The organism is Flavobacterium phragmitis, assembly GCF_900112575.1.
GTDB classification, from domain to species: Bacteria; Bacteroidota; Bacteroidia; order Flavobacteriales; family Flavobacteriaceae; genus Flavobacterium; species Flavobacterium phragmitis.
Map to the genome: position 1 here is coordinate 476,495 of NZ_FOMH01000002.1, position 26,862 is coordinate 503,356.

Genomic DNA, 26,862 nt, shown 5'->3' on the forward strand with positions numbered 1-26,862 from the left:
TTAGTTGGTTAAAATAATTTGATGTTTATCAATTATTTTTCTCAAATTCATTAACGCATAACGCATTCTTCCTAATGCTGTATTGATGCTGACACCTGTAATTTCAGAGATTTCTTTGAAACTCATGTCTTGATACATACGCATTACCAAAACTTCTTTTTGGTCTTCAGGAAGTTCTTCGATTAGCTTTTTTAAATCGAGCTCAACTTGATCCACTATCATTTTGCCTTCAATTGTCAAAGCATCGTCTGACATGATAGAGAAAATAGAAAACTCTTCTGTCTCTCTGTACATTGGCATTTTTTTAGTTTTACGGAAGTGGTCGACAATCAGGTTATGAGAAATACGCATTACCCAAGGCAGAAATTTACCTTCTTCGTTATAAGAATTGCTTTTTAAAGTTTTGATAACTTTAATAAATGTATCTTGAAAAATATCATTTGAAATATCTCTATCAGCAATCTTTGAATATATGAAACCATATATCTTAGATTCGTGCCTCTTTATTAATGTTGCAAGTGCAGCTTCACTACCTTCAACATAATTTTTTACTAATAGAGCATCTGGAGTATGCAGATCAGCCATAATTCTACCTTTTTAGTTTTAATTTTAAAATTTGGAGTAATTTTCTAAAAAGTAGTTTTTTTATATAGGCGAATCTTTTTTTTTTGAGTTGTGTTAATATTGCGACCAAATTTAACAAATAAATATTTTAAAAAGCAAATAAAATTGCTAATAATTATAACTAAATCATTTATTAAAATAGAATAAACTTAAATTTTACATCGAAAAGGCTAAAAATCTATAAAATAAAAATTAGCTAAATCCCTTTAAAAATAAGCTCTCAAACGTTAAAATTAGTCGATGAACGGTTCATTAAATTCTTAAATTCTAGATTTAAATTACAACATTTTATTCATTTAACAATTTTAAAGTCCATATATTTTTTCTACATTGATTGAAATGGCTTCTTAATCTTGTGGAAAAGATACATTTTGAACAAAATAATTCATTCAAAAATGCAGATTGCACAGACTGGAATTATGATAAAATAGTTAAAATTTGGAACTATATCCTTAACAAAATCCAATTCAAAATTGATTACTTTTGTAAAAATTGACTTTTTTATGCAAATTGATCTTTCAAAAATAGACCCAAAATCAAATATTATAATAAAAGGAGCACAAGTACATAATTTAAAAAATGTAGATGTTGTTATTCCGAGAAATAAACTGGTTGTTATTACAGGACTTTCTGGATCTGGAAAATCAAGTTTAGCATTTGATACTTTATATGCTGAAGGCCAAAGGCGTTATGTAGAAAGTTTATCATCATATGCGCGTCAGTTTTTAGGTCGTTTAGACAAACCAAAAGTGGAATATATTAAAGGAATTGCTCCTGCAATAGCTATTGAGCAAAAGGTAAATACAACCAATGCACGTTCTACAGTTGGAACATCTACAGAAATTTACGATTACATCAAACTTTTGTTTGCCAGGATTGGTCGTACTTATTCACCTGTTTCTGGGCAAGAGGTCAAAAAAAATACCGTGACGGATGTTATTACAGATGTCAAAACCCTACCAATTGACAGCAGATGGCTTTTGCTTGCTCCTATTCATCTTGAGGAAGGAAGACAATTAGAAGACAAACTGAAAATACTTTTACAGCAGGGTTTTGCCCGTATTCTGGTGGATAATGAAATGGTTCGTTTGGATGAATTTTCGGCTTCAGATTTACATCAATTTGACAATAAAGATATTTTATTGATTATTGATCGTATTGTTGTTAAAGAGGAAGAAGAATTCTACAATCGACTGGCTGATGCTGTTCAGACTGCTTTTTTCGAGGGAAAAGGCATTTGTTATTTACAGGAATTAAACGCTGAAAAAAGATTTTCTTATTCGAATAATTTTGAATTGGATGGAATCACTTTCTTAGAGCCAAATGTTCATTTATTTAGTTTCAATAATCCATACGGAGCTTGTCCAGCTTGCGAAGGTTATGGAAATATTATTGGGATTGATGCAGATCTGGTTGTTCCGAATACTTCTTTATCGGTTTTTGAAAGTGCGATTTATCCTTGGCGTGGTGAAAGCATGAGCTGGTATAAAGACGAATTTGTAAAACATGCTTATAAATTCGATTTCCCAATTCACAAACCTTATTTTCAATTAACGGAAGAACAGAAAGATTTAATCTGGACCGGAAATCAGTATTTTCAAGGATTGAATGATTTCTTTAAAGAATTAGAAGAGAAAAATTATAAAATTCAGAACCGTGTCATGTTATCACGTTACCGTGGTAAAACTAAATGTCATGTCTGTAAAGGCAAACGTTTACGCGAAGAAGCATCTTATGTAAAAATCAACGGAAAAACAGTTTCTGATTTGGTTGATTTACCTATAAAACATTTGGTTACTTTCTTTAAAAACATCGAATTAAATGTTTACGAACAGCAGATTGCCAAGCGTTTAATGATTGAAATCAACAACCGATTATCATTTTTAAGTGAAGTTGGATTAGATTATTTAACTCTAAACAGAAATTCCTCGACACTTTCCGGAGGAGAATCACAGCGTATCAACCTTGCAACTTCTTTAGGAAGCAGTTTGGTTGGATCAATGTATATTTTGGATGAACCAAGTATTGGTCTTCACCCAAAAGATTCAGAAAGACTGATCAAAGTATTGCTTTCACTTCGTGATTTAGGAAATACCGTAATTGTAGTGGAACATGACGAAGATATCATGAGAGCAGCTGATATGATTATTGATATTGGTCCCGAAGCTGGAACTTTTGGAGGAAAATTGGTCGCACAAGGTACTTATGATGAAATTTTGAAATCAGATTCCTTGACTTCTCAATATCTAAATGGTAACTTAGAAATTTCTGTTCCTAAAAAAAGAAGAAAATTTAAAAATCATATTGATATTGTTGGCGCACGCGAGAACAACTTAAAAAATATTGACGTCACTTTTCCTTTAGATGTTTTGACCGTTGTTACTGGAGTATCGGGAAGCGGAAAAAGTACTTTAATTAAAAAAATCCTATTTCCTGCAATGCAGAAAAAACTGGAAAGTGCTGCCGAAAAAGCTGGGCAATTCAGTGAGTTGAAAGGTTCTTTTTCTCAAATCAAACATATCGAGTACGTAGATCAGAATCCGATTGGTAGAAGTTCGCGATCTAATCCTGTAACTTACATCAAAGCGTATGATGATATTAGAGATTTGTATGCAAAAGAAAAACTATCTAAAATAAGAGGATATCAAGCCAAACATTTCTCTTTTAATGTTGACGGAGGACGATGTGAAACTTGTAAAGGAGAAGGCTCTATAAACGTCGAAATGGTATTTATGGCCGATGTTTCGCTTCCATGTGAAACTTGTGGAGGAAAACGATTTAAAAAGGAGATTTTGGAGGTTACTTTCGACAATCAAAATATCAACGACGTTTTGACGATGACAATTGATGATGCAATTGCTTTCTTCGAAAAAAACAAACAATCCAAAATCACTCAGAAATTACAGCCTCTTCAAGATGTTGGTTTAGGATATGTTCAATTGGGACAGTCCTCTTCTACTCTTTCAGGTGGTGAAGCACAGCGTATTAAATTGGCCTCATTCCTCGTTAAAGGAGCAACAAAAGATAAAGCATTATTTGTATTTGATGAACCAACTACTGGACTTCATTTTCATGACATTAAAAAACTTTTAGCTTCTTTTGATGCTTTAATCGAAAAAGGACATTCTATTATCGTAATCGAACATAATTTGGATTTAATCAAATGTGCCGACTGGATTTTGGATCTTGGTCCAGAAGGAGGAGAAAACGGAGGACATTTACTTGCTTCAGGAACTCCAGAGGATATTGTTAAAGTCAAAGAATCTGTAACAGGAATTTATTTAAAAGATAAATTATAAATCATATAAAAAATTTAAAAGCCATAAATACAACTGATTAGTTTGTATTTATGGCTTTTCTTATTTTACTTCTCTTTTTAATCTTTACGCTACCAAGCATCTTTCTTCAAAAGGAAGACCATCTTCGTCGATAGCTACTAAAATCTTTTTTTGTTTTGATGCCTCAAAGGTCAGATAAAGCCAAGCAAATGACCATAAACCGAGAGTTAAACAAAAAATCATGAAATTTAAACTGTGATTCACTACCTTTCCTCCTTTAGATAAAACAGCGAAAAGGAATTCATCGTTTCTTTCTTCTAAAGTAAATCCATTATGAACTTTGTTTGATATCATATTTGAAAATACTTGCATGCTTTGTTCCTGGCTGAGATGATTGTCTTTCATAATTATTCTATACTACATTAATCCATAAACTTTTTCTTGCACAATTTATTGCAAAAGTAATCAAACTTAAAAAATAAAAAAATACCTACATTTAGTGATTTTGTTAGAAATAATTCTGCAAATTCTTGTAAGTACTGTTAAATTTTCAGTCTAAAGTTAATTTTTATCTAATTAATTACAAAATAAATACATGTTAAAATTTATTATTTAATAACTATTTTTCAATTCCTTAACTCTTGTTCTTCAAATTAAACGTTGGAGCTTCGTAATCTTCTTTTAAATAATTTGGTGGTATCGTTGTCGTATTTCCATCTCTTAAAGCATTATAATGCGGTGACATAATTTCGATACTTGCTCTATTAAAAGAATCCTGTATGTTTTGATGTAAGGAGGAATAAATTCTAGGCTGTTTGGTAGGTTCTTTAGTATAAACATTAATCTGATAAGAAACATAGAAATCATCCAAGCTCGTTTGAAGCACAAATGGTTTTGGCTCTTTTTCTGTCATCTCGGTATTCAAAGCTGCTTCGATTAAAGCTGCATAAATGTCCTTCCAAGGAACGTCATAACCAATTGTTACTGTGGTATGAATTAGCAATCCATTATTAGAATGTTTTGCATTTGCAGAATAATTTGTAGAAGTACTGGATAAAACGGTCGCGTTAGGAATCGTAATATCCTCAAATTTTGGTGTTCTAATTCTTGTTACCAAAGCTGTTTTTTCCACCACTTCTCCACTCACATCTCCAATTTTGATATAATCTCCTATTTTAAACGGACGCATATAAGTAATTACTAATCCTGCCACCATATTGGCAATTGCATTTGAAGAACCAAGAGAGAATAAAACTCCGACAAATACAGAAACTCCCTTAAAAATTGGAGAATCAGAACCAGGCAGATATGGAAAGATTATCACAAGCATAAAAGCGTACATCAATAATCTGATAACATTAAAAGTTGGTAAAGCCCAATCGCTGTAAAAACCGTCAATTTTAATATTTTCTAATTTTATTTCATCAAAGAAAAACTTTATTACTTTTAATGAATATTTAAAGATAACAATGATTACGATGATGGTAAATAAGCTTGGCAGGAAACCTACAAATCCCATTAAAGCAGATTTTGCTGGCGTTAAAATCCATCTGAGAAGCGTCGTAGTATATTCTTTTGTCGCAGGAAAAATGCTGAATAAAATTGGCAGCGAAAGGTAAACAATAAGAATCAGTGTTACCAATTTTACAAAAGCAAAAAACCTTAGAAATATAAACAATTGTTTATCCGGAGATAATATTTTAACGGTGTTGTAATTTACTCCTTTAAAATATTTCTCTTTATTCTTAACTATGTATTTTTTGATTATATTAAATACTTTCCCTACCAAAAACAAAATCAAACCAATAATTAAAACCAACAAAGCGGTATATCCAAATCGCTTAGGAAGCTGTGAATAATTTTCGTTCTGGTAAATTATAGCGCTTTTGATCATCTTTAAATTGCGGTTGGCAATAAAAGATACCGTTTGATTTTCAGCTTTAGCATCAGACTCTAAAACCGACATCAACACTAAATCGTTCTTATAAACGATATCCGAAGAAACATCAGAAGGAATAACTTTGAGGGAATCCTTTTCAAAAAAAGATTCATTATAAAGTCTTTTAATTTTAGAAGAAATATATTCTGCCCGTTCTTTAGCAGGAAATGACCCCACATTATTATACACATAAAAAAGCGTGTCTTTAAAAGGATTTACAGGATAACCTTTAATTTTCACTGTCGATGAATCGGGAATCTTAAGATTTTTGTTCTGTCCCAACACTACCGAACAAGAAAACAAAACAAGAAATAAAGCTAATAACTTAAGTACTTTTATTTTCATATCCCATTAGAAATAAATTAGTTATCCTTTCTAACAAATATAAAAACAAAAAAGTTACGTTTTTAAATTACTTTCATTTTTCCTAAAACCTGATTTAAATTTTAATACCTATCTTCTTAAAAATAGAATCAATAACACCATTGATATCTGGCGAAATTTTAAATTTATAATTCAGATACAGGTACAAAATAGTAACCAAAATCGATTTTAAAGCAATACTAATTAACTGAAAAAATGGAAACTCCCAGAAATAAAACAGTAAAAACAATGCAAAAGTTAATAGCATCGAATGAATAGTCTGTTTTGTAAAAGGATATAAATGGAGCTTTTTAACCACAAAAAGCAATTTAGCCAAACTGTATAAAGTAATTGATAAAAGTGTCGCAAATGCCGAACCAAAAATCCCAAAAATTGGGATAAAAATCATATTTAGAACTACTGTTAAGACAACCAGCATCAAACCTAAATACAATACCATTCGGTAATATTTTGTATTAAAAATGATAGCATTGTTATTTCCCAAAATCAAATCAAAATACTTAGACAAACCAATCATAAAAACCACTGGAATTCCACCGCTGTATTCTTTTGGAACCAATTCGTACAACTGATTAATATTGACAAAAATGCAAAGCATTACAAATCCACCCACGATTTGCAGGTTTATAGAAGTCTTTTTATACAACTGATTTAATTCATCATGTTTATTTTCATGCATTAATTTAGCTGTAATTGGATACACAATTTGGTGCATTGCACGACTTGGTACCGAAATTACCAATGCTATATAAGTAGCAACAGAATAAAATGCAATGTTGTCAATAATCATATATTGATTCAAAATCATTTTATCTCCATCTAAAAGTAAATTAGCAACACTTCCCGATAAAATAATATAAAACGAATAAACCAAAATGTCTTTTGCATTTTCAGGTTTTTTAAGCTGAAACACTGGTTTTTGAACACTAAAGGCATAAAACATTGTCACTAAAAATGCTACTAAATATAACACCGCAGTAGCATATACAAATCCTTCAACGCTAAGCACACCATAATAAACAGCTAATAATAAAAATAAAGAGAACAATCGTAAGCCAATTTCTTTAATAAAATTACCGAAAACAGAATGCATATGAACACGTGCCCAAGCATAAAAAATTTCGAAATAAGCCATTGTCACACCAATAAAAGGTATTAGCCATACATAACTTTTGACAATTGCATTCTTTTTTGACAAAAAAACCAAAATTTCATCATAGAAACAAAGCCCAATTAATAACAATGGAATTATTAATAGAATTGGAAACAAAACTGTAAAAGATAAAAATCGAGATTTTTCTTCCTCTGTTTTATATTGAGAATAAAATTTAACTAAAGTATTTTGCATTCCAATCGCAAACAATGGCATTATAACATTGGCACTGGAAGTTATATAATTAGTCAATCCATAAAAAGTAGATCCGAGAAAAATCGGATATAAATAAAGCGTATTTATGGCTCCGATACCAAAACCAATATATGTAATTATAGTGTTTTTAAAAGACTGATTTAAGACAATACCCATTTGTTGAGTTTAGATTGTAGAATTTAAATTTTCAATTGATTATTTCTTAATCAGTTGTGCTAATTGTTTGGTTAGATTTTTTCGGGAATATTGCTGCAGGCCAATTCCGTGCGCCTGCAATTTTCCATCCAAAAACTGATTAAAAAAGTCCAAAATTACACTTTTTAACTTCGTTTTTTCAGAATAATCAAAAAATACTCCTGTATTGGTTTGCGTTACGATATCTGCAAAGTCAGATCCCTGCGGTCCAATCGCTATTATTGGGCGATTTGACACCATATATTCGAATAATTTTCCAGGGATAATGCTTTTAGTATCTTCAGAATTAATTTCGATTAAAAGCAAAACCTGAGACTTTCTTTGATGCGCGACAGCTTCTTTATGAGAAACGTATCCAACTAAATTCAAATAATCATTTAATTGGTGCTCTTTTATCGCGTCCAATACTTCCTGGCTTACAGCTCCAATTAATTTAATTTCCAAGTGTGATTTAAATTCTGGAACTTCTTGAAGCAATTCAATCAAAACTTCCCACAAAAACGGCGGATTTCTGTCCGATAAAAAAGAACCGATATGCGCCAACGTAAATTTACTGTCTAAAGTTTGTTTTTCGACAGTCTCTGCATCATAACCATTTGTAATTACGGTAATCGGTTTATTGGTAATCACTTCAAATTCTGCTTTTGTGGTTTTACTGGTCACGATAATTTCATCAGCAGTATTTAAAACTTTATGTTCTAGATTTTTATGCTTCTTTTCGGCGTAGGAAGACAAACGAAGCGCTTTATGATAACCAATCGTTGTCCAAGGATCACGGAAATCGGCAAACCATTTTACGTTTAATTTCTTTTGTAATTCTAAACCAATTAAATGCAAGCTGTGCGGTGGACCAGAAGTTACAATAGTATCAATATTATTGTCCTGAATATACTTTTCTAAATAAGCAATCGATGGTTTTACCCAAAAAACACGGGCATCTGGAATGAAAAGATTACCACGAACCCAAAGAAAAGTTTTATCTAAAAAACTCTGTTTTTTTTTCTGAGGAAAGATTCCAGAACTGATTTTTTTTGTTTTATTTTTTGAAAATATTGAAGCCAACTGATAGGGCTCCCAAATTTTATTTTTCAGAATAGTTACCTTATCTGATATTTCAGTTACCAAACCTTCGTCAACAATGGGATAAGTTGGATTTTCTGGAACATAAACAATTGGCTGTACATCAAATTCTGGCAGATATTTTACAAATTTCAACCAACGCTGTACCCCCGGTCCGCCAGCTGGAGGCCAATAATAAGTTATAATAAGAAGTTTTTCTGATTTCAATTTTAGAATTTTGCAATATTGAATTATAAATCTCTATTTAATTTTTCAAGCTCTTCAATATCCAATTGATCCTTGGGTGTGTTAGTAGCTTTTTTTGCAGTAATTAAACTTTCATAATCTAAAAAATAAACTGGAATTTCATTAATTTCTACAATGTATGCTTTTTCTAAAAGTTGTTCAAAAGTATTATTTTCTAATCCTTTTACTGAAGTCATAATGTCCAATCGCAAATTAAAATTCAATGTAATATCTGTCCAGCCAGGAATAAATTGCATTGTATTTATACTCTCAAAATCCCCAATTCCTGAATCTTTTAAGGCTTGTCTTAAATTTTTCCTGTTGTCGATTGAATCTTCTATAAAAATATCTATGTCTCCCGTATTTCGTCCATAGCCATATATATTCACAGCAAATCCGCCTATAGTCAAATATTTAACTTTATTCAAAGAGAAGTATTTCCAAATTTCTACTATTTGACTATACATTGAATTATTTTGATATTTTTTTTGCAGTTTTCAAAAGATACGAAATTTCAATAATAGCCATCAATTTTTCAAAACGTTTTTGTGGTGTCATCTTTCTTATCTCTTCGATATATCTTGCTTCCATAACAGAAGGATGAGCATTATTTAATGTCGTTGTTTTCATTTTTCAAAAAATAATAAGTCAAATTTACAAAATTACTTTCACTATTTTAACCTCTTTTCCTTTTCTCAAAATAAACCCCACCAACCAAAAGAACTAACATTCCAATCGAACTAATCAAAGTAATCGTACCTCCCGTTTTAATAACCTGAGGCTCAAATTTGAATTCTATCGTGTGTTTTCCGCCTGGAATTTCCATTGCTCTTAAAACATAATCAACAGGAAAATGATCTGTTAGTTTACCATCAATATAAGCGTTCCACCCATTTTTATAATACATTTCAGAAAAAACCGCTAAACCATCTTTTTCATTCTCTGATTTATATTTGATATAATTTGGCTTATACTCCACTACATTAATTGTTCCTGTTGCATCCCAAGGTTTCTTCAAACGAGCATTTGGGAATTTAGCTTCATGTTCATGAACATTAAAAACAGCTACTTTTTTAGTATCTAATGTGTTCAATGCTTTCATTACATCATCTGCTTTGTTTACCAATTTCACAGAACTTACAAACCAAGCATTTCCATTCGCATCTGGATTAATGGTTGGAATTTCTTTTCCTTCCTTATCCGTTTGGATTACATACTTAACATTTAGCATATTAAGTATTTCTAAGTTATTTTTAGCAATTTGATAATCAAATAACTGCTGCATTCTTCTTGGTTTTGCAGCATGATAACCTCCGATAGAACTATGAAAGAAAGAAGCTCTAGCACTTGACATATTACCACTTATCTCAAAAACTCTATAATGTGTAGTATCTTGCAAAATTTGAGCATCAGCAGCTGTTTCCTGAAAAGGAGCCGCAATTTGAACTGGGCTTACAAAATCTTTTGCCGAAACATATTTTTTATCTACAAAAAACAAATCGAAAATCATTACAATCCCAACAATGATTAAAGTTGTGGTCTGCGAGAGTTTGTTTTTAATAAACAACCATAAAATTCCAAAAGTTAAGACAATAAGAAAACCAGAACGCAATAAATCTGCATAATACATGGTCATTCTATCTTCTTTAAGAGCGTCTACAAAATCTGGCCCGTAAGTTTCCATAAAATACTGATCGCTTGATCCTGAAAAATGGAAGAATCCTTTTGCAATAACCAAAATCAGGATTACTCCTAACCCAAAAACTCCTGTCTGTACTAATGCTTTCTGCTGTAATTTAGGTTCCTCTTTAGCCTTAAAGAAAGACTGGATTCCCATAACCGCTAAAACAGGAAAACACAATTCTAAAATTACCTGAATAGAAGATACTGCTCTAAACTTATCGTACATTGGTACATAATCGATAAAGAAGTCTGTCAACAAAGAGAAGTTTTTCCCCCAAGAAAGTATTAATGAAAATAATGCACCAGTTATAAATACATATTTAATTTTTCTGTCATCAATAAATAATGCTAAAACAGCCAAGAAAAATACCACCGCTCCAATATAAGCGGGAGCAGCAACAATAGGTTGATCTCCCCAATATGTAGGCATTGTTGCAGCATATTCTTTTGCTTGAGAAGGAGAAGCTCCTTTTTCTATAAAGAAAGAATACATACGGCTATCCGGGCCTAGATTTTCATGATTTGAACCTCCAAAAAGTCTTGGAGCAATCAAGTTAAAACTCTCCGCAATTCCGTAACTGTATTCCGTAATATATTCACGGCTTAAAGCATTTTCGTTTGTCTTTTTAGTTCCGTCAGGATTAAAAGTCAATTCGCTGTTGCTTCGGGTACTAAACTTGGCATATTCGCTTGTGGCTAATAAGTTTCCTGCATTGGAACCAATTGCAAAAATTCCAGCAACCGCAAGAGTTCCTACCGAGATTAAAAGCGGTTTATATTCTTTATTTTTAATAAATTCAAAAGCAAAATAACCCGAAAGTATCAATAAGAAAATCAATAAATAATAAGTCATTTGGAAGTGATTGGCATTCACTTCTAATGCCACGGCAAACATGGTGAGCAGACCTCCCCAGACGTATTTTTTCTGAAAGACAAGGACAAATCCAGCAATTACCAAAGGCATATAAGCAATAGCATGTGCTTTTGCATTATGACCCACTCCTAAAATGATGATTAAATAGGTTGAAAAACCAAAGGCAATAGCCCCAATAAATGCTTTTAAAGGATCTGTTTTTAAAACCAACAACAAACCATAAAACCCTAAGAAATATAGAAATAAGTAATCTGCAGGACGAGGCAGAAAACGCAGTACATCATCTATTTTACCCACAAAATCATACGGATAATTTGCTCCAAGCTGATAAGTCGGCATACCTCCAAAAGCAGAATTTGTCCAATAAGGCTCCGCATTTTCGGCAGCTCTAAAATCATTCTGCTCTTTTGCCATTCCGGTGTATTGAGCAATATCAGACTGGAAAATTTGTTTTCCCTGTAGAACTGGATAAAAATAAATTAATGAGACAAGAATAAAGCCCAGTACAACAAGGGCGTGCGGATAGAACTTATTTACTATTTTCAATTTTGGCTGGTTTGGGTTAAAATGAATCCTAAATTTTCAGGACACAAATCTAATCTATTTCTTCGTAATCAACATACTCTCCCACTTTTTTGGTTTCGCGCGGGTGTTTAGCATTAGCCGTATTAATGATTATTTCATCATTATTATTTCTGCTTGTATTTTGCCAGGAGTTACTTTGATTATATTGTTGATTATATTGTTGTTGTCTCTGAAAATTTTCGCTTGCGTTTTCAACAGCTTTTTTTACCAATACCGGCAAAAAGATTCTAGCCAAAAATTTAAAAATATAATAAAAGGCAATAATCCCAATAATAAATCTTAAACCTGAAAATGATGCTTCTTGCATAACTATAATTTTTTTCCAAAATTAATAAATCCGTTGTTTAAAAATAAAATATGAATCTTAAATAAATAATAAAATATGTACATTTGATATGCGTTATTATATTTTAACCCAAAAAAAATTATATGTTTAAAATTAAAAACTTACTCGCCCCGGTACTTTTTTTTATTCCACAACTGTTTTTTGCGCAATATACTGATGTCATTAATTCTAATCGTCCAGGTGAAACCATGTCTGCCTACAGTGTGGGAAAATCTGTAATTCAAGGCGAACTTGGATTTTATGGTATTAAAGAAAAACACGATTTGTTAGATTATGACGGCAGCGGTTTAGGCACTGACTTTACACTGCGTTATGGAGCTTTTTTAGAACAATTAGAATTTGTATTTGACATACAATATCAAATGGCAAATTACGATACTCCTTACACCAGCTACAAAAAAAACAATTTCAGACAAACTGTTTTAGGTGCAAAATATCTTATTTATGATCCTTATAAAAACTATAAAAGAGAAGTTAACATTTACAGCTACAAAGCAAACCGTAATTTCCAGTGGCGTGAATTGATTCCAGCGGTTTCTGTTTTTGCAGGAGCAAATTTCGTTGGAGCTGATAATCCGTATTACTTTTCTCCTGATGGCGCTATTTCTCCTAAAGTTTCCTTGATTACTCAAAATGTTTTAGGCGGTGGTTCTTGGGTTTTTGTAACTAATATTATTGCAGATTACATCGGTACAGACTATCCAAGTTACGGATATGTATTAACTTTGACCCACGGTTTTAACGACAAATGGTCTGGTTTTGTTGAAAACCAAGGATATAAAAGCGACTTTTACAGCGATTCTATTATTCGAGGCGGTGCTGCTTATCTCCTTTCTGCCAATATGCAGGTTGATGCTTCGATAAGCACTAACTTTAAAAACACCCCTTCTGTTTTATACGGAGGAGTTGGCGTTTCATGGCGTTACGATGGATGGTATAAAGAAAAAGTGATAGAAGCTAAAAATAACGATAGAGCCAAAAAGAACCTTGACAACGAAAAAAGCGTTGATTATCAAGAAAAAGAAAGAAGACGTAAGGCTAAATACGAATAGTTTTTTTGTGAGAAAAAACGTAATTTTTTTTTGATTTTGTAGTATTATTTCTTTACATTTGATAGAATTACTAATTTTAAATTCTATCTACCATGGCAAACCACTTAAAACCTGACAAAAAAAACATTTTCAACAAACTTTATTTTTTGTTATTTTTTTTCATTTTACTTTCATGCAGTAATGAAAATGAGAATAACAAATTAATTTCATCAGACTCTTCTAATAGTGTAAATTCAACAATAGCGTTGGAGATTGCAAAATCTTATTTTATAAGGAATATTTCCTTCAATAAAAATAAAATCACTAGCAAAACAGTAAAAGATTTAGTTACTTATAAAACATCGGAAAAAGATAACGCCTTTTATGTAATTAATTACAAAGAAGGCGGTTTTCTTGTAATTGCAGCTGACAATAGACTAAGTCCAATATTAGCATTTTCGGATGTTGGGGTATATTCTAACGATCCCAGTGAAACACCAGATGCTGTTTTAGTTTGGATGGATAGTCAAAAAGAGCAAGTAAAATATGTAATCCAAAATAAACTAAAGCAAAATGAAAATATTGCTTTTGAATGGGATTTATTACTAAATGATAAAACTCAAAATTCACAAAAGAAAAACTCTTCAAATTTAAGTAATAAAACGAAAGAGGTCCCTGAAGAGACGGGATGTGAAGACACATATTATACCAAAACTCCTCTTTTAACAACCAAATGGGATCAGGGATTTACTTTTAACAATCTAGTTCCATTAATATGCCCTACAAAACCTGGAGGAAAAGCTCCTACTGGATGCGTAGCAACTTCAATTGCTCAAGTACTATTTTATTTTAAGAAACCTAATAGTTATAACTGGGCTAATATGCCAATAGATTACGGAACATACGACACACAAATTTTAATGAGAGATGCTGGAGAATCTGTAAATATGACATATTCTTGTGGTGGATCTGGAGCATATGGCTATTCAATTGCACCTTCTTTAAAAAACTATTTTAAGTATTCAAATGCAACCTATTCAACTACATATGATTGGAACAAAGTCATAAATAGTCTCGATCAAAACAAACCTGTTATTTTAGGAGGCTACAATTCGTCAACACTTGCAGGGCATTCCTGGGTTTGCGATGGTTACACACAATGGACTTCACATGAAGTAGATTATTTAGGCCATTGTACAGGACTTGCTGTAAGTTACTTATATTTCCATATGAATTGGGGATGGGGAGGGAATAATAATGGTAACTACGCATACAATAATTTTAATCCATCAGGGACTTCATATAATTCGGGCATCGATATGGTATATAATATAACACCTTAAACTAAATCAACATGAAAAATATTTTTTTTATCCTTTTAACCACAGTTGTTTTTTATTCATGTGATAGTGAAACTACTCCCAAAAAAGCAACCAATTTGCAAACATATATTAATGTAAATCTTAAAGATCATAATTCAGGTGAAAATCTTTTAGGCACAGAAAACTTCCCAGAAAACATAATTCGTGCAGATTATCTTATTGGAGGGAAAATAGTTTTCAATAATAACTATGCTTTTAACAGTGACTATCCTAACAATTTATATATTGTTAATGAATTTAATAAACATTATGTTAAGGTGTTTCTTAATGACGACAACACTGAAGCTTTTCCAATAACATATTTACATTGGAACAAAACTGAAACAGATACTATCAAAGTAAAATATGATCGAGAAAACGGAAAATTTGGAATTTCTGTGACTTTAGAAAAAGTATGGGTTAATAATGTACTTGTGTGGGAGGTTGCAAAACAAGGACAGAGTGGTTCAGATATTACTATCTATAAATAAACTCAAAGTAAAAATAAAGCCCATTCATTTGGGCTTTTTTTATACAACTCTTTTTTGTTAAATTAAAGATAGCTATATTCGTTCCTAAATCAATGTTGATTAAAAAAATACAATTAATAAAATCTTAAATGATTACAATTAAAGAAGCCAAAAGCAAAAAAGAATTAACCGAATACATTAAATTTCCTTTCTCTTTATACAAGGATAATCCGTATTGGGTTCCGCCAATCATTGCAGATGAATTGGAATCTTTTGACAAAACCAAAAATCCTGCTTTTGATAATGCTGAAGCATACTTTTACTTAGCCTACAGAGACAATAAAATTGTTGGCCGTATTACGGCAATCATTAATTGGTCTGAAGTTAACAATCAGCACAAAAGAAAAGTGCGTTTTGGTTGGTTTGATGTGATTGATGATATTGAAGTGACAAAAGCTTTGTTGGATAAGGTTTATGAATTGGGAAGAAAACACAATTTAGAACACGCAGAAGGTCCCATGGGTTTTTCGAATTTGGACAAAGTTGGTCTTCTAACAGAAGGTTACGATCAGGTTGGAACCATGATTACTTGGTACAATCATCCGTATTATGTAACACATTTGGAGCAGTTAGGATTTCAAGTCGAGAAACAATATATAGAAAGTATATTTCCTTTTTCAAATGTTAAACCTGAATTTTTCCAAAAAGCACAAGAACTAATCAAAAAACGTTACGGGCTAAAAGCGCTTAATTTCACCAAAACAAAAGACATTATGCCTCATGTAGACAAAATGTTCGATTTGTTTAATGAAACCTATGCAAAACTCGCTTCGTTTGTTGCCATTTCAGATGTTCAGAAAGCTTATTTCAAAAAGAAATACATCAGTTTTATTAATCCAGAATATATCAAATTTGTATTGGACAAAGATGATAATTTAGTTGCTTTTAGTATTGTAATGCCGAGTTTTACTGAGGCTTTACAAAAAATAAAGGGAAAATTATTTCCGTTTGGTTTTCTACAGTTATTAAAAGCTAAAAAACACAGCAAAGATGTTGTCTTTTACCTCATTGGAATTCATCCAGAATATCAAAATAAAGGGGTTACCGCTATTATTTTTGATGAATACTACAAAACATTTTCTGAAAAGGGAATTCAAAATTGCATTAGAACTCCTGAGTTATTAGAAAATAATGCTATTCATTTACTTTGGAAAAACTTTGACCCGATTATTCACTGCCAGAGAAAGACTTATTTGAAGAATCTTTAGTTTAGTTTTCAGTCGTAGTTTTCAGCCACAAAAAAAAACCAAAAGTGGATAACAATAATTTTTTGATAATTATTTGTGACGAATGTACAAGTGAATTTTACAAAGATTCTTCTCTGGTGAAAAATCCATCTCCTGAGTGCGCGCATGTATTATATAGCTATAAAAATTGTAATCATGAGTTTGAAAATCAGAGATGTAAAAAATGCTATTGGAATGGAATTTCAAGCGAATACATAAGTAAACTTAAATCTGAAAAGAAATTATAAAAATAAAAAACCATTCGCCCCCAAACGAATGGTTTTTAACTTCATAGTCACTTTCATTTATCTTTATTCTACTTTACAATCTACTTTTGATAAAGTATTTTTTGCATCAAATTTTAATTTGGTTTTATCTTTAAAAGAGAATTTTCCATTTGCTTCCACTACATCACCATAACCTTCTATAAAAGCACCATCTTTTTGCAGAAAAGCAACTTCTCTAACAGAAGAAACTCCTTCAGACATAAACGTATAATCGGCAATTAAAGTATCTCCTTTCATGTTTCCAATTAAGCTTCCTTCATTTTTATCTTTTCCAACTATATTGTAGCTTAATTTTCCGTTTACTTCTTGGTGAGAATTTACATTAAAACTCATTTCTATTACGCTTCCATTCGATCTCCAAGCATAACATTGATCTCCGGCAGGTTCTACAATTTCAGCTTCTTTTGGCGGACTTGGAGTAATTTGTACCGGCTCTGTTGTAGTCGTTTCTTTTTTACAGGAAGAAAGAACTATTAGAATTAGAGTCGTTATAGTAATAACTTTTTTCATACTTGTCTTTATTTTTATTTTGTTGATTATGAAATAAAATTAGTTCAAATAAAAAAAAATCCATTCTTACAAAGAATGGATTTTTTTACATAATTCCCATGTGGGAAAATTTATTTCAGATAATTAAGAAACGTCTACTGTAGTACGTTCTGCTATTTCTTTATATGTTCCGTTTGTCAATTTCTCACGAATTGCTTCAAAAGCCGTTAAAGTCTCTTCAATATCTGCTAATGTATGAGAAGCTGTTGGAATCATTCTTAATAAAATAATTCCTTTTGGAATAACCGGATATACAACTATAGAAAGGAAAATACCATAGTTTTCTCTTAAATCATTCACCATTACCATTGCTTCAGGAATACTTCCCTCTAAGTAAACTGGTGTAATACAAGTATTAGTATCTCCAATGTTGAATCCTTTTTCTTTAAGACCGTTTTGTAATGCATTTACATTTTCCCAAAGTTTGTCTTTAATTGCAGAAGATTGACGCAATAACTCTAAACGTTTCAAAGATCCAATTGTTTGAATCATTGGCAATGCTTTAGCAAACATTTGAGAACGTAAATTGTATTTCAAATAATCAATAACCGATTTATCAGCTGCTACAAAAGCACCAATATTAGCCATAGATTTTGCAAAAGTAGAAAAGTAAACATCAATCTGATCTTGGACTCCCTGCTCCTCACCTGCTCCAGCACCTGTTTTTCCAAGTGTACCAAAACCGTGTGCATCATCTACTAATAATCTGAAATTGTATTTTTTCTTTAATTCAGCAATCTCTTTTAGTTTTCCTTGCTGTCCACGCATTCCGAAAACACCTTCTGTAATAAATAAAATTCCTCCTCCAGTTTCTTCAGCCATTTTAGTAGCACGCTGCAAGTTTTTCTCCATACTTTCCAAATCATTGTGTTTGTATGTGAAACGTTTACCCATGTGTAAACGAACACCATCAATGATACAAGCATGTGAGTCAACATCATAAACGATAATGTCATTTTTAGTAACCAAAGCGTCAATGATAGAAACCATTCCTTGGTAACCAAAATTCAATAAATAAGCAGATTCTTTCATTACGAATTCAGCCAATTCATTTTCTAATTGTTCGTGGTACGTAGTATGTCCAGACATCATACGTGCTCCCATCGGGTAAGCTGCTCCAAACTGAATTGCGGCATCTGTATCTGCTTTACGAACTTCTGGGTGATTGGCTAAACCTAAATAATCATTTAAACTCCAGTTCAGGATATTTTTTCCATGAAACTGCATTCTTGGTCCTAGTTCACCTTCTAATTTTGGGAAAACATAATATCCCTCAGCTTGTGAAGCCCATTTTCCTAAAGGACCTTTATTTTCTTGAATTCTTTCGAATAAATCTTTTACCATAATATTATAGTGTAGTATTTTTTAACTTAATCAGCGAGCAAAAATAATCATTATTCTTCTAAAATTCAGACTGTCATTTATTTTTATTTAAAAATAATGAACATCCTCTTTTTAATACGATTTACCTCTTATCCAAATTGTAAAAATGCTTATAACTTAAACAGAGAATTATATTTTTCTTATGATTTTTATCACAATCATTAAACAAATTGTGATTTATCTTTGCTAAAGATTTAAGTCATGAGCGCTTTACTAAGCACAAAAGACTATCAGCTTTAAATATTTTGAATTAGTAAAAAAACAAGAGAAGATTTTTAGGAACGAATCGGCTCTTGTTTTTTGTTTTTAATAAAAACCATGTTCAAAATTTCCCTATCCCACCTCAACAAAGTCTTTTTCCAAAACTTCTGCTTTTGGAAATAGAATATTATTTTCTAAATGAATGTGTTTGTGCAAATCTGCTTCAAATTCTTTCAACATGGCAAAAGTCACTCTATAAGTTGTACAGGCATCGGCTGGAGGTGTATAATTATTGGTCAATGATGCGATTTCTCTAAAGCGTTCGCCTTCATTATCATGTTCATGCATCATCATGGCAATCGGATTTGAAACTGTACCAAAAGAGGGCTGATGCAGAATCCCATCTGATTCTTTAGTTTTTACCATTCGTTTAACGAAAGGAAATAATACCAACTCTTCTTTTTTCATGTGCTGTGCTAATTCTCCCGCACAGCCAATAAACAATTCATTAATTCGGAATAATTCAGGATGGTTTGCACCGTGAACTTTACACAATTTATCTAAAAAGGGAATCAAAACATTCGTTTTTTCCTCCACATAACGATGATGCGTTTTTTCGATATAATCGACTAATAAATCTAAAGGCCAGGAATTAAAATCGATACTTCTATTATTCTCAGATTGTGCTACCTGAAGAATATTTTCCAGTAAAGTATCTGCATCAATATCCTGCTTCTTGCAAACTTCATTTACAGTTCTATTTCCCTTACAGCAAAAATCGATTCTGTATTTGGAGAAAACGGCTGCTGTTCTAAAATCTTCAGCTACAAATGATCCTATTGTTTTTTCTTTTAAACTTTCCATCTTTCAAAAAATTACTTTTAATATTTAATCATTTTATTTCAATAAAAGACAATTTTATCTTTTATTGTGTTATAAAAAAACTCCAACCTCAATTTAGATTGGAGTTTTTAGTATTTATCTATTCAACAATCAAAACGCCTTTCATTAGGGCAACGTGACCTGGGAAAGAGCATACGAAAGGATAACTTCCTTTTTTATCAATTGTAAATTCGATTGTATCTTCTTCTCCGCCTCCTAATAATTTAGTATGCGCAATAATCGAAGCTTTTTCAGATTCCGGAATATAATCTGTTGCTTTGGCATCATTTGCTTTTACTGCAAAAGCCGCTTGATCTGTTCCTTCCTTAAGAATAACCAAATTATGCCCCATCACTTCCTTCGCAATTTGCCCAACATGTTTCAAAGTTAATTTGATTGGTTTTCCTGCAACCGCTTTCAGTTCGTTTACATTAAACTGCATTTGGTCATTTCCTTCAATAACTAATACATTTTCTTCCGTTGAAGTTACTGGAGCTGCTTCACCTTCTGTAGAAGTTTCATTAACTTCTGTAGATTCTGCTGGCGCTGTTTCTTTTTTACCGCAAGAAGTTACTGCTAAAAATCCCATTAGCATTACCATCGAAATTTTAATCGTCTTATTCATTATTAAGTATTTAAATTATAAAATTCTATTTGTTCTGGCTGAAGATTTTTAAATGAAAATCTCCTGAATTTACGCCAAGCGCCAGTTCTTCCAATGTCGTTGTTGTAAGCATTGTTAAGAGCAGTTCTCGTATTTTTTTAAATTGATTGTGTACGGGACAAGGATGAACTTCTGAGCATTCTTTCAGACCAATTCCACAGCCTTTATAAATGGAGTCACCATCAATTGCATCTACAATCTGAATCAATTTTACGGAACGCAATGCCTGATTTGAAACTTCGAAACCTCCTCCTACACCTTTTGCTGAATGAATGATTCCATTTTTGGTTAAAATCTGCATGATTTTCGCAGTAAATGGTTCCGGCGAATCAATTTCTTTTGCCACATCTTTTATTCCAACCCTAACTCCCTCAGAAGATTTGGTCGCAATAAAAATAGAAGCTCTAATTCCGTATTCACACGCTTTTGAAAACATACAATCCTTATTTTTTCTTTACAAATATATTTAAATTTCGCATAAAAGACAAAATTATCCTTAATTAGTTTTTACATAGAAAAACCTTATTTATAATGAAACTAATTAGTGATTAAAAAACGACTTATTCCTCTCTTTACTCTTATAAAAACCAATTTTAATTCTAACTTTGAGAGTAATAATTCCCTAATTTTAAAATAATGGCTTTAAGCAACTCGAAAGATTTAAAACTAGCTGTTCTTATCGATGCCGATAATGTCCCGTATAGTAATGTAAAAGGCATGATGGAAGAAATTGCAAAGCTTGGAACTCCTACCACCAAAAGAATTTATGCCGATTGGACCAAACCAAATGCAAATGGATGGAAAGGTGTATTATTAGAACATGCCATTACTCCTATTCAACAATATAGTTATACCGTTGGAAAAAATTCTTCGGATTCTGCATTAATTATTGACGCAATGGATTTGCTGTATTCCGGAAAATTAGACGGATTCTGCATTGTTTCAAGTGACAGTGATTTTACGCGTCTCGCGATTCGTTTAAGAGAATCTGGAATGAAAGTTATTGGAATTGGAGAAAAGAAAACCCCAAGTTCTTTTATTGTAGCCTGCGACCGATTTATTTACATTGAAGTTTTGGATGGAGCCACTCAAAAGAAAAAACCAAAAGTCACGGCTGCAGATACCAAAAAGCCTGTCGAAAAACCTGCTGAAAAAGCATTACACAAAATTGACAAACAAACCATTGAACTTATCGAAGCCACTATCGAAGATATTGAAGATGATGATGGCTGGGCTTTCTTGGGAGATGTTGGAAACTTGATTGTAAAGAAAAAACCTGAATTTGACCCCCGAAATTATGGTTTTTCTAAACTCACTCCAATGTTGAAATCTTTAACTGATATTCTGGAAATTGATGAAAGAGAATCGGACAAAAAAGGAATCAAACACGTTTATGTACGTTTAAGATTCAACTAATTATCGCATTTATTACCTATTTAATTCTTTAAAAACATGAGAAAGAAATTCTTTATTTACGGATTCTTATTGTTTCTAATTGTTCTTGCAATTTATTATTACACAGGACGAGGTTATTTACTCGTTTTTATTATTCCACTTTTGCTAATTTTAGGCGCTTACAATGCCTCTCAGGAAAAACATGCTATTTTAAGAAACTTCCCCGTTCTAGGTTATTTCCGATATTTATTCGAAATGATTGCTCCGGAAATTCAGCAATACTTTATCGAAAGATCTACAGACGGAAAACCTTTTTCTAGAAATCAGCGTTCATTAGTTTATCAAAGAGCTAAAAACATTGATTCCAGCACTCCTTTTGGAACACAACTGAACTTAAATACCGAAAACTACGAAGGAATAAAACATTCTATTTTTCCGGCAAAAGTAAACGAAGAATTACCTCGCGTATTAGTTGGCGGCAAAGACTGCAAACAGCCTTATTCTGCTTCTTTATTTAATGTTTCGGCAATGAGTTTTGGATCATTGAGCGAACATGCTGTTCGTGCCATTAATATTGGTGCCAAAAAAGGAAATTTCTACCAAAATACAGGAGAAGGCGGATTAACAGAATTTCACCTTGCTGGTGGCGGAGATATTACCTGGCAGATTGGTACTGGCTATTTTGGATGCCGTGATGCTGAAGGAAATTTTAGTCCGGAAAATTTTGCCGAAAAAGCGAATCTTCCAAATGTAAAAATGATTGAAATTAAACTCTCTCAAGGTGCAAAACCAGGCCATGGAGGTGTTTTACCTGCTGCTAAAAACACAGAGCAGATTGCCAAAATCAGAGGTGTTGTACCACATACTATGATTCTTTCTCCTCCTGGGCATCATGCTTTTTCTGATGCGAAAGGATTAATTCATTTCATTAAGCAATTACGTGATTTATCAAACGGAAAACCAATCGGATTTAAATTGTGTATTGGAAATACAGCAGAATTTGAAGCCATCTGTCAAGAAATGATTAATGAAGATATTTACCCAGATTTCATCACAGTCGATGGCGCTGAAGGCGGAACAGGTGCTGCTCCTTTAGAATTTGCTGATGGCGTTGGAATGCCTTTTGAACCTGCTTTAATCTTTGTAAACCAGACTTTGGTTCGTTTAGGAATTCGTGATAAAATGCGCATTATTGGAAGCGGAAAAATCATCTCAGGTTACTCTATTTTACATGCTGTAGCGCTTGGTGCAGATATGTGTAACAGCGCAAGAGGATTTATGTTTTCTTTAGGCTGTATTCAAGCACTTCGTTGCCATAACAACGAATGTCCAACAGGAGTTGCGACGCAAAACAAAATGCTGATGAAAGGTTTGGTTGTAACCGACAAATCTGAAAGAGTTTATCATTTTCATAAAAATACATTGCATTCTGCCAATGAACTTTTGGCGGCCGCTGGTAAAAACAGTTTTGCCGATGTAGATATTAATATCTTCATGCGAGGCGACGAATTTGCCAATTTATCAGATATGTATTTCCCTGATAATTTAAAAAACGTTACGCAGTTCTCTTAAATAAAAAAGCCTCTTCAAAATTTGAAGAGGCTTTTTTAAAGTCTATTTTTAATTACAATTTTGCTGTTTCTTTATTTGGTTCTGCGGTTCCTTCTAAAACTGCCAGTTCTTCTTTATTTACTAATTGCTGTGCTAAAATAGCGTTGTTATAAGCTAAAAAGTAAACATCAAAAGAAACTCCTTCATTAATTAATTCTGTAGAGATTTGATCGTTCTTAATCATTTCTCTTAACAGATCAGGAAATGAATCTTTGTAGGCTGCTCTGTTTTCATCTGTTTCTTCTAGGTTCGTTTCGATTCTAATTTCAATTTTATTGTCATTTAGAAAAGCTTTTGCGGCAGTACTTGTAATTCCATGCCCTTTAATCGAAGAAGAATTATTGTAGGTGCTTACATGTTCTTGGATTTTCTGCTTGGTATTTTTACAGCTGATTAAAAATAATGCGAAAGCGAACGCAAATGCGATTTGGGTAATTTTTTTCATAAATTATTGGTTTTATAGTTATTTTTTAACTCAAACATAACTAATTTATAATATAAAAACAACATTAAACCCACAAAAACCGCAACATAATCATTTGAATACAAATCATTTACAATAGTAAACAAAGAAAATTTGTAAGAATAAAAGGTTGATTTCACACTTAACAATAAACGTCAAACATAAAAAAAGTCTCTTTAAATCAAATTTAAAGAGACTTTCAATATGTAAGAATCAAATGAAGTAAAGACACTTCTATTATTTCAAAAAATCTTTTAAAGATTCTCCCTTTAAGATTTCTTTATCCAAAACCGTATTGTCATCAGCCAGAAAATAAACATCAAACTGAACTCCTTCTTCAATTAATTGTCTTGGAATCTGATCCTTGTCAATCATTTGTTTTATCAATTTTGGAAAAGAAATTACAGCCGCTGACTTATTGGCTTCATTTTGCTCTAAATTGGTTTCAAATCGCAGTTCGATTTTATCATCATTTATATAACCTCTAGCAGTTGTAAGCGTTACATCATCTGCTCTAAAACTTGGAGCAATTGTTTTATTATAAGTTACAACATATTCCTGAAGTTTTTGCTTGGTATTTTTACAGCTTACAAGCATTAATACCATCGTGAATGCAAAGGCAATTTGGCTTATTCTCTTGATCATAATTTTTTATTTTAATTTCTGAAGTCTTAATAATGCCTCAAGATAGTAATAATCTGCGTAATTTATAGAACAATCTATCTCACTTCCTGCTGGTTTATGTCCCGTTGAATGTAATAAAAATGCCGAATTAACATCATGACTCTGATAATGGTCTGAAAGCGAAACGATCATCTTTTTAGCTTTTGCTAAATATTCATTTTTCAAGTTTTTATCTTTTGTATAAGAACTTAACTCTAAAAGTGCAGAAGAAACAATTGCTGCCGCCGAAGCATCTCTAGGTTCGTTCGGAATATTTGGCGCATTAAAATCCCAGTACGGAATTAAATCCTCTGTTGTTAATTTATCTAAATAAACACGTGCCAGTTTATGAGCAAACTCTAAAAACTTGACATCCTTTGTTTCTCTATATGTCATAGTAAATCCATAAATAGCCCAAGCCTGGCCGCGCGCCCACATACTGTCGTCACTATATCCTTGAGCCGTTCTTCCCTTTATTTTTTTACCAGTTTCAAAATCATAAATGATTACGTGATAAGAAGTGTTATCCGGTCTAAAATGATTTGCCATTGTAGTTTCGGCGTGTTTTACGGCAATATCGTATAACTTTTTATTTCCGCCATTTTTTGAAGCCCAAAACAACAATTCCAAATTCATCATATTATCAATAATTGTATTATGACCGCCCATTTTATTATGAGGCCAAGATTGAATGGTTCCTACTTTTGGATTAAAAAGTGTTGCCAAAGTATCAGCAGTTTTCAGAATAATTTCTTTGTATTCTGGATTTTTAGTCAATCTGTATCCGTTTCCGAAACTATTAAAAACCTGAAAACCTAAATCGTGATCTCCTGCTTTGGTGACAGATAAAGGCGTTAAAAAACGACTGAACTTATCGGCTTCTTTTTCCCATTTTTTATCTTTGGTTGCTTCGTATAAAAACCATAATTCTCCAGGCCAGAACCCGCTTGTCCAGTCCTTGTAGCCAACAAATTTCCAGTCTTTGCTTCCATTCGGAACTGTTCTTGGCGAAGTTCCATCGTTTGGTATTACTTTTAATGTTTTAGAAGCTTGTTCTGCACAATATTCCAACTGTTTTTTAATATTAAACGTTTTGTCTTTTTGAGCATAACCTTGATTTCCTAGAAGAAACAAAGCGATAATCAAGATAAAAAATTTTGTATTCATGTGGTTACTTTTGGTAAATAGTTATTTTAACTGATAAATGTATTAAATAAAGTAAATCGATTTGGGTTTTGTATTTTCTGCACCCTAAAAACGGATTATTGATGTACTACTTTATGTATGTTTTTTTTCTTTTCGCTTTCCTCTTTGTCAAAGTTTAAAACTTTGACAAAGATTCCTTAGAACCTCAGAATTTAAAATCAATTACATTATTATGACAAAAAACAAAATTCTCTAAATTGTCAAAATACTCAATCACTTCACTTCTTTTTAAATTAGTTTTCAACGAAGACAAAACAGTTATATACGATGAAAATTTATAAGTTTTAAAATCTTTTTTAATATCTATAGGATTTCGATGAACATAAATAATCAAGTTCCTCAAATACTTTTCAGAATCTATTTTTTTTCTTTTAAAAGGAGATTCAAACAATGTCCCATGTCTATCAAAAACTTTATTGTAAGCCTGAGTATAAGAACTGATAAACTTACTTAGCTGTTTACTTGTAAGACTCTCCATTGCATGCAATCCCTTTTTAATTGGTCTTTTATTTTTTTCCTCGAAGAAATCAAATAATTCTTTTTGAGATTTAATTTTAATTACAAAATGAAAATGATTCGGCATTAGACAATACGCATAAAGATCACAAACTTCATTTAAGTATTTACGAAATTGTACCATAAAAAACATATAATTATCATTATTTTGAAAAACTATATCTCCATTAACTCCTCGATTATAAATATGATAAAAACAGTCTGGCTCTAAATTTTGATTTCTGATATCCACTGATTAGTTTCTTTAAAAATTGCAAATCAAAAATATCAAAAAAAATAAGATTTTTCTCAAATAAACATAAAGGAATCTTT

25 protein-coding genes are annotated in these 26,862 nt (G+C 31.9%); 7 read left to right on the top strand and 18 right to left on the bottom strand.

The annotated features are described in order from the left end of the window. Nucleotides 1–585: an RNA polymerase sigma factor gene (locus BM289_RS04960; protein WP_091491329.1), complete on the bottom strand. Its 585-nt coding sequence runs from the start codon at nt 583–585 to the stop codon at nt 1–3. Nucleotides 586–1,127: 542 nt separating this feature from the next. On the opposite strand from BM289_RS04960, the gene uvrA reads away from it, so the two are divergent. Continuing rightward, nucleotides 1,128–3,923: an excinuclease ABC subunit UvrA gene (gene uvrA, locus BM289_RS04965; RefSeq protein ID WP_091491573.1), complete on the top strand. Its 2,796-nt coding sequence runs from the start codon at nt 1,128–1,130 to the stop codon at nt 3,921–3,923. An 84-nt stretch (nt 3,924–4,007) separates the two neighbouring features. On the opposite strand, the gene BM289_RS04970 is transcribed toward uvrA, so the two are convergent. The 8 genes from BM289_RS04970 to BM289_RS05000 all read right to left on the bottom strand — a co-directional run bounded on the left by BM289_RS04970 (nt 4,008) and on the right by BM289_RS05000 (nt 12,543). Further along, the gene (locus BM289_RS04970; RefSeq protein ID WP_167365388.1) at nt 4,008–4,307 is read right to left on the bottom strand and encodes a hypothetical protein; all 300 of its coding nucleotides are present in this window, start codon (nt 4,305–4,307) and stop codon (nt 4,008–4,010) included. 229 nt (nt 4,308–4,536) lie between these two features. Then, nucleotides 4,537–6,186, bottom strand: coding sequence for a mechanosensitive ion channel family protein (locus tag BM289_RS04975; RefSeq protein ID WP_091491331.1), 1,650 nt, complete (start codon nt 6,184–6,186; stop codon nt 4,537–4,539). A 94-nt stretch (nt 6,187–6,280) separates the two neighbouring features. Next, nucleotides 6,281–7,750, bottom strand: coding sequence for a lipopolysaccharide biosynthesis protein (locus BM289_RS04980; protein ID WP_091491333.1), 1,470 nt, complete (start codon nt 7,748–7,750; stop codon nt 6,281–6,283). Nucleotides 7,751–7,789: 39 nt separating this feature from the next. Then, nucleotides 7,790–9,076 (bottom strand): glycosyltransferase family 4 protein, encoded by a 1,287-nt coding sequence (locus BM289_RS04985; protein WP_091491334.1) that lies wholly within the window; start codon nt 9,074–9,076, stop codon nt 7,790–7,792. Nucleotides 9,077–9,099: 23 nt separating this feature from the next. Then, complete coding sequence (locus BM289_RS04990; RefSeq protein ID WP_091491335.1) at nt 9,100–9,561, bottom strand: nucleotidyltransferase; 462 nt, start codon at nt 9,559–9,561, stop codon at nt 9,100–9,102. A gap of 4 nt (nt 9,562–9,565) precedes the next feature. After that, nucleotides 9,566–9,724, bottom strand: a complete 159-nt coding sequence (locus BM289_RS25400; RefSeq protein ID WP_167365389.1) for a hypothetical protein — start codon at nt 9,722–9,724, stop codon at nt 9,566–9,568. A gap of 46 nt (nt 9,725–9,770) precedes the next feature. Next, complete coding sequence (locus tag BM289_RS04995; RefSeq protein ID WP_091491337.1) at nt 9,771–12,197, bottom strand: YfhO family protein; 2,427 nt, start codon at nt 12,195–12,197, stop codon at nt 9,771–9,773. 49 nt (nt 12,198–12,246) lie between these two features. Continuing rightward, on the bottom strand, nt 12,247–12,543 hold the full coding sequence (locus BM289_RS05000) for a DUF4834 family protein (RefSeq protein WP_091491339.1): 297 nt from the start codon (nt 12,541–12,543) through the stop codon (nt 12,247–12,249). Between the two features lie 122 nt (nt 12,544–12,665). Between BM289_RS05000 and BM289_RS05005 the strand changes: the two genes are divergently transcribed. The 4 genes from BM289_RS05005 (at nt 12,666) to BM289_RS05020 (ending at nt 16,712) form a co-directional block, all read left to right on the top strand. Then, nucleotides 12,666–13,634 carry a transporter gene (locus tag BM289_RS05005; protein ID WP_091491340.1) on the top strand — a complete coding sequence of 323 codons (969 nt, stop codon included), beginning with the start codon at nt 12,666–12,668 and terminating at the stop codon, nt 13,632–13,634. A 92-nt stretch (nt 13,635–13,726) separates the two neighbouring features. Next, the gene (locus BM289_RS05010; protein WP_091491342.1) at nt 13,727–14,956 is read left to right on the top strand and encodes a C10 family peptidase; all 1,230 of its coding nucleotides are present in this window, start codon (nt 13,727–13,729) and stop codon (nt 14,954–14,956) included. Nucleotides 14,957–14,967: 11 nt separating this feature from the next. Further along, nucleotides 14,968–15,465: a hypothetical protein gene (locus BM289_RS05015; protein WP_091491343.1), complete on the top strand. Its 498-nt coding sequence runs from the start codon at nt 14,968–14,970 to the stop codon at nt 15,463–15,465. A gap of 128 nt (nt 15,466–15,593) precedes the next feature. Further along, nucleotides 15,594–16,712, top strand: a complete 1,119-nt coding sequence (locus BM289_RS05020) for a GTP cyclohydrolase (RefSeq protein WP_091491345.1) — start codon at nt 15,594–15,596, stop codon at nt 16,710–16,712. Nucleotides 16,713–17,041: 329 nt separating this feature from the next. On the opposite strand, the gene BM289_RS05030 is transcribed toward BM289_RS05020, so the two are convergent. The 5 genes from BM289_RS05030 to BM289_RS05050 form a co-directional block, all read right to left on the bottom strand. Next, nucleotides 17,042–17,527, bottom strand: coding sequence for a hypothetical protein (locus BM289_RS05030; RefSeq protein ID WP_091491348.1), 486 nt, complete (start codon nt 17,525–17,527; stop codon nt 17,042–17,044). Nucleotides 17,528–17,650: 123 nt separating this feature from the next. Further along, entirely contained in the window at nt 17,651–18,910 is a 1,260-nt protein-coding gene (locus tag BM289_RS05035; RefSeq protein WP_091491350.1) for a cysteate-C-fatty acyltransferase, read from the bottom strand. A gap of 372 nt (nt 18,911–19,282) precedes the next feature. Further along, nucleotides 19,283–20,014, bottom strand: a complete 732-nt coding sequence (gene ric, locus BM289_RS05040; protein WP_091491351.1) for an iron-sulfur cluster repair di-iron protein — start codon at nt 20,012–20,014, stop codon at nt 19,283–19,285. Between the two features lie 118 nt (nt 20,015–20,132). Further along, a complete protein-coding gene (locus BM289_RS05045; protein ID WP_091491353.1) occupies nt 20,133–20,657 on the bottom strand; it encodes a plastocyanin/azurin family copper-binding protein in 525 nt (174 codons plus the stop codon). 25 nt (nt 20,658–20,682) lie between these two features. Continuing rightward, complete coding sequence (locus BM289_RS05050) at nt 20,683–21,132, bottom strand: RrF2 family transcriptional regulator (protein WP_091491355.1); 450 nt, start codon at nt 21,130–21,132, stop codon at nt 20,683–20,685. Between the two features lie 200 nt (nt 21,133–21,332). Here BM289_RS05050 and BM289_RS05055 point away from each other — a divergent pair, with 200 nt between their 5' ends. Further along, entirely contained in the window at nt 21,333–22,112 is a 780-nt protein-coding gene (locus tag BM289_RS05055) for an NYN domain-containing protein (RefSeq protein WP_091491356.1), read from the top strand. Between the two features lie 36 nt (nt 22,113–22,148). After that, nucleotides 22,149–23,663, top strand: a complete 1,515-nt coding sequence (locus tag BM289_RS05060; RefSeq protein WP_091491358.1) for an FMN-binding glutamate synthase family protein — start codon at nt 22,149–22,151, stop codon at nt 23,661–23,663. A 52-nt stretch (nt 23,664–23,715) separates the two neighbouring features. On the opposite strand, the gene BM289_RS05065 is transcribed toward BM289_RS05060, so the two are convergent. The 4 genes from BM289_RS05065 to BM289_RS05080 form a co-directional block, all read right to left on the bottom strand. Next, on the bottom strand, nt 23,716–24,147 hold the full coding sequence (locus BM289_RS05065; RefSeq protein WP_091491359.1) for a hypothetical protein: 432 nt from the start codon (nt 24,145–24,147) through the stop codon (nt 23,716–23,718). Nucleotides 24,148–24,402: 255 nt separating this feature from the next. Then, nucleotides 24,403–24,810, bottom strand: a complete 408-nt coding sequence (locus tag BM289_RS05070; RefSeq protein ID WP_091491361.1) for a hypothetical protein — start codon at nt 24,808–24,810, stop codon at nt 24,403–24,405. 6 nt (nt 24,811–24,816) lie between these two features. Next, a complete protein-coding gene (locus BM289_RS05075) occupies nt 24,817–25,995 on the bottom strand; it encodes a glycoside hydrolase family 88 protein (RefSeq protein ID WP_091491363.1) in 1,179 nt (392 codons plus the stop codon). A gap of 184 nt (nt 25,996–26,179) precedes the next feature. Next, complete coding sequence (locus tag BM289_RS05080) at nt 26,180–26,782, bottom strand: transposase (protein ID WP_091491364.1); 603 nt, start codon at nt 26,780–26,782, stop codon at nt 26,180–26,182. Between the last annotated feature and the right edge of the window lie 80 nt (nt 26,783–26,862).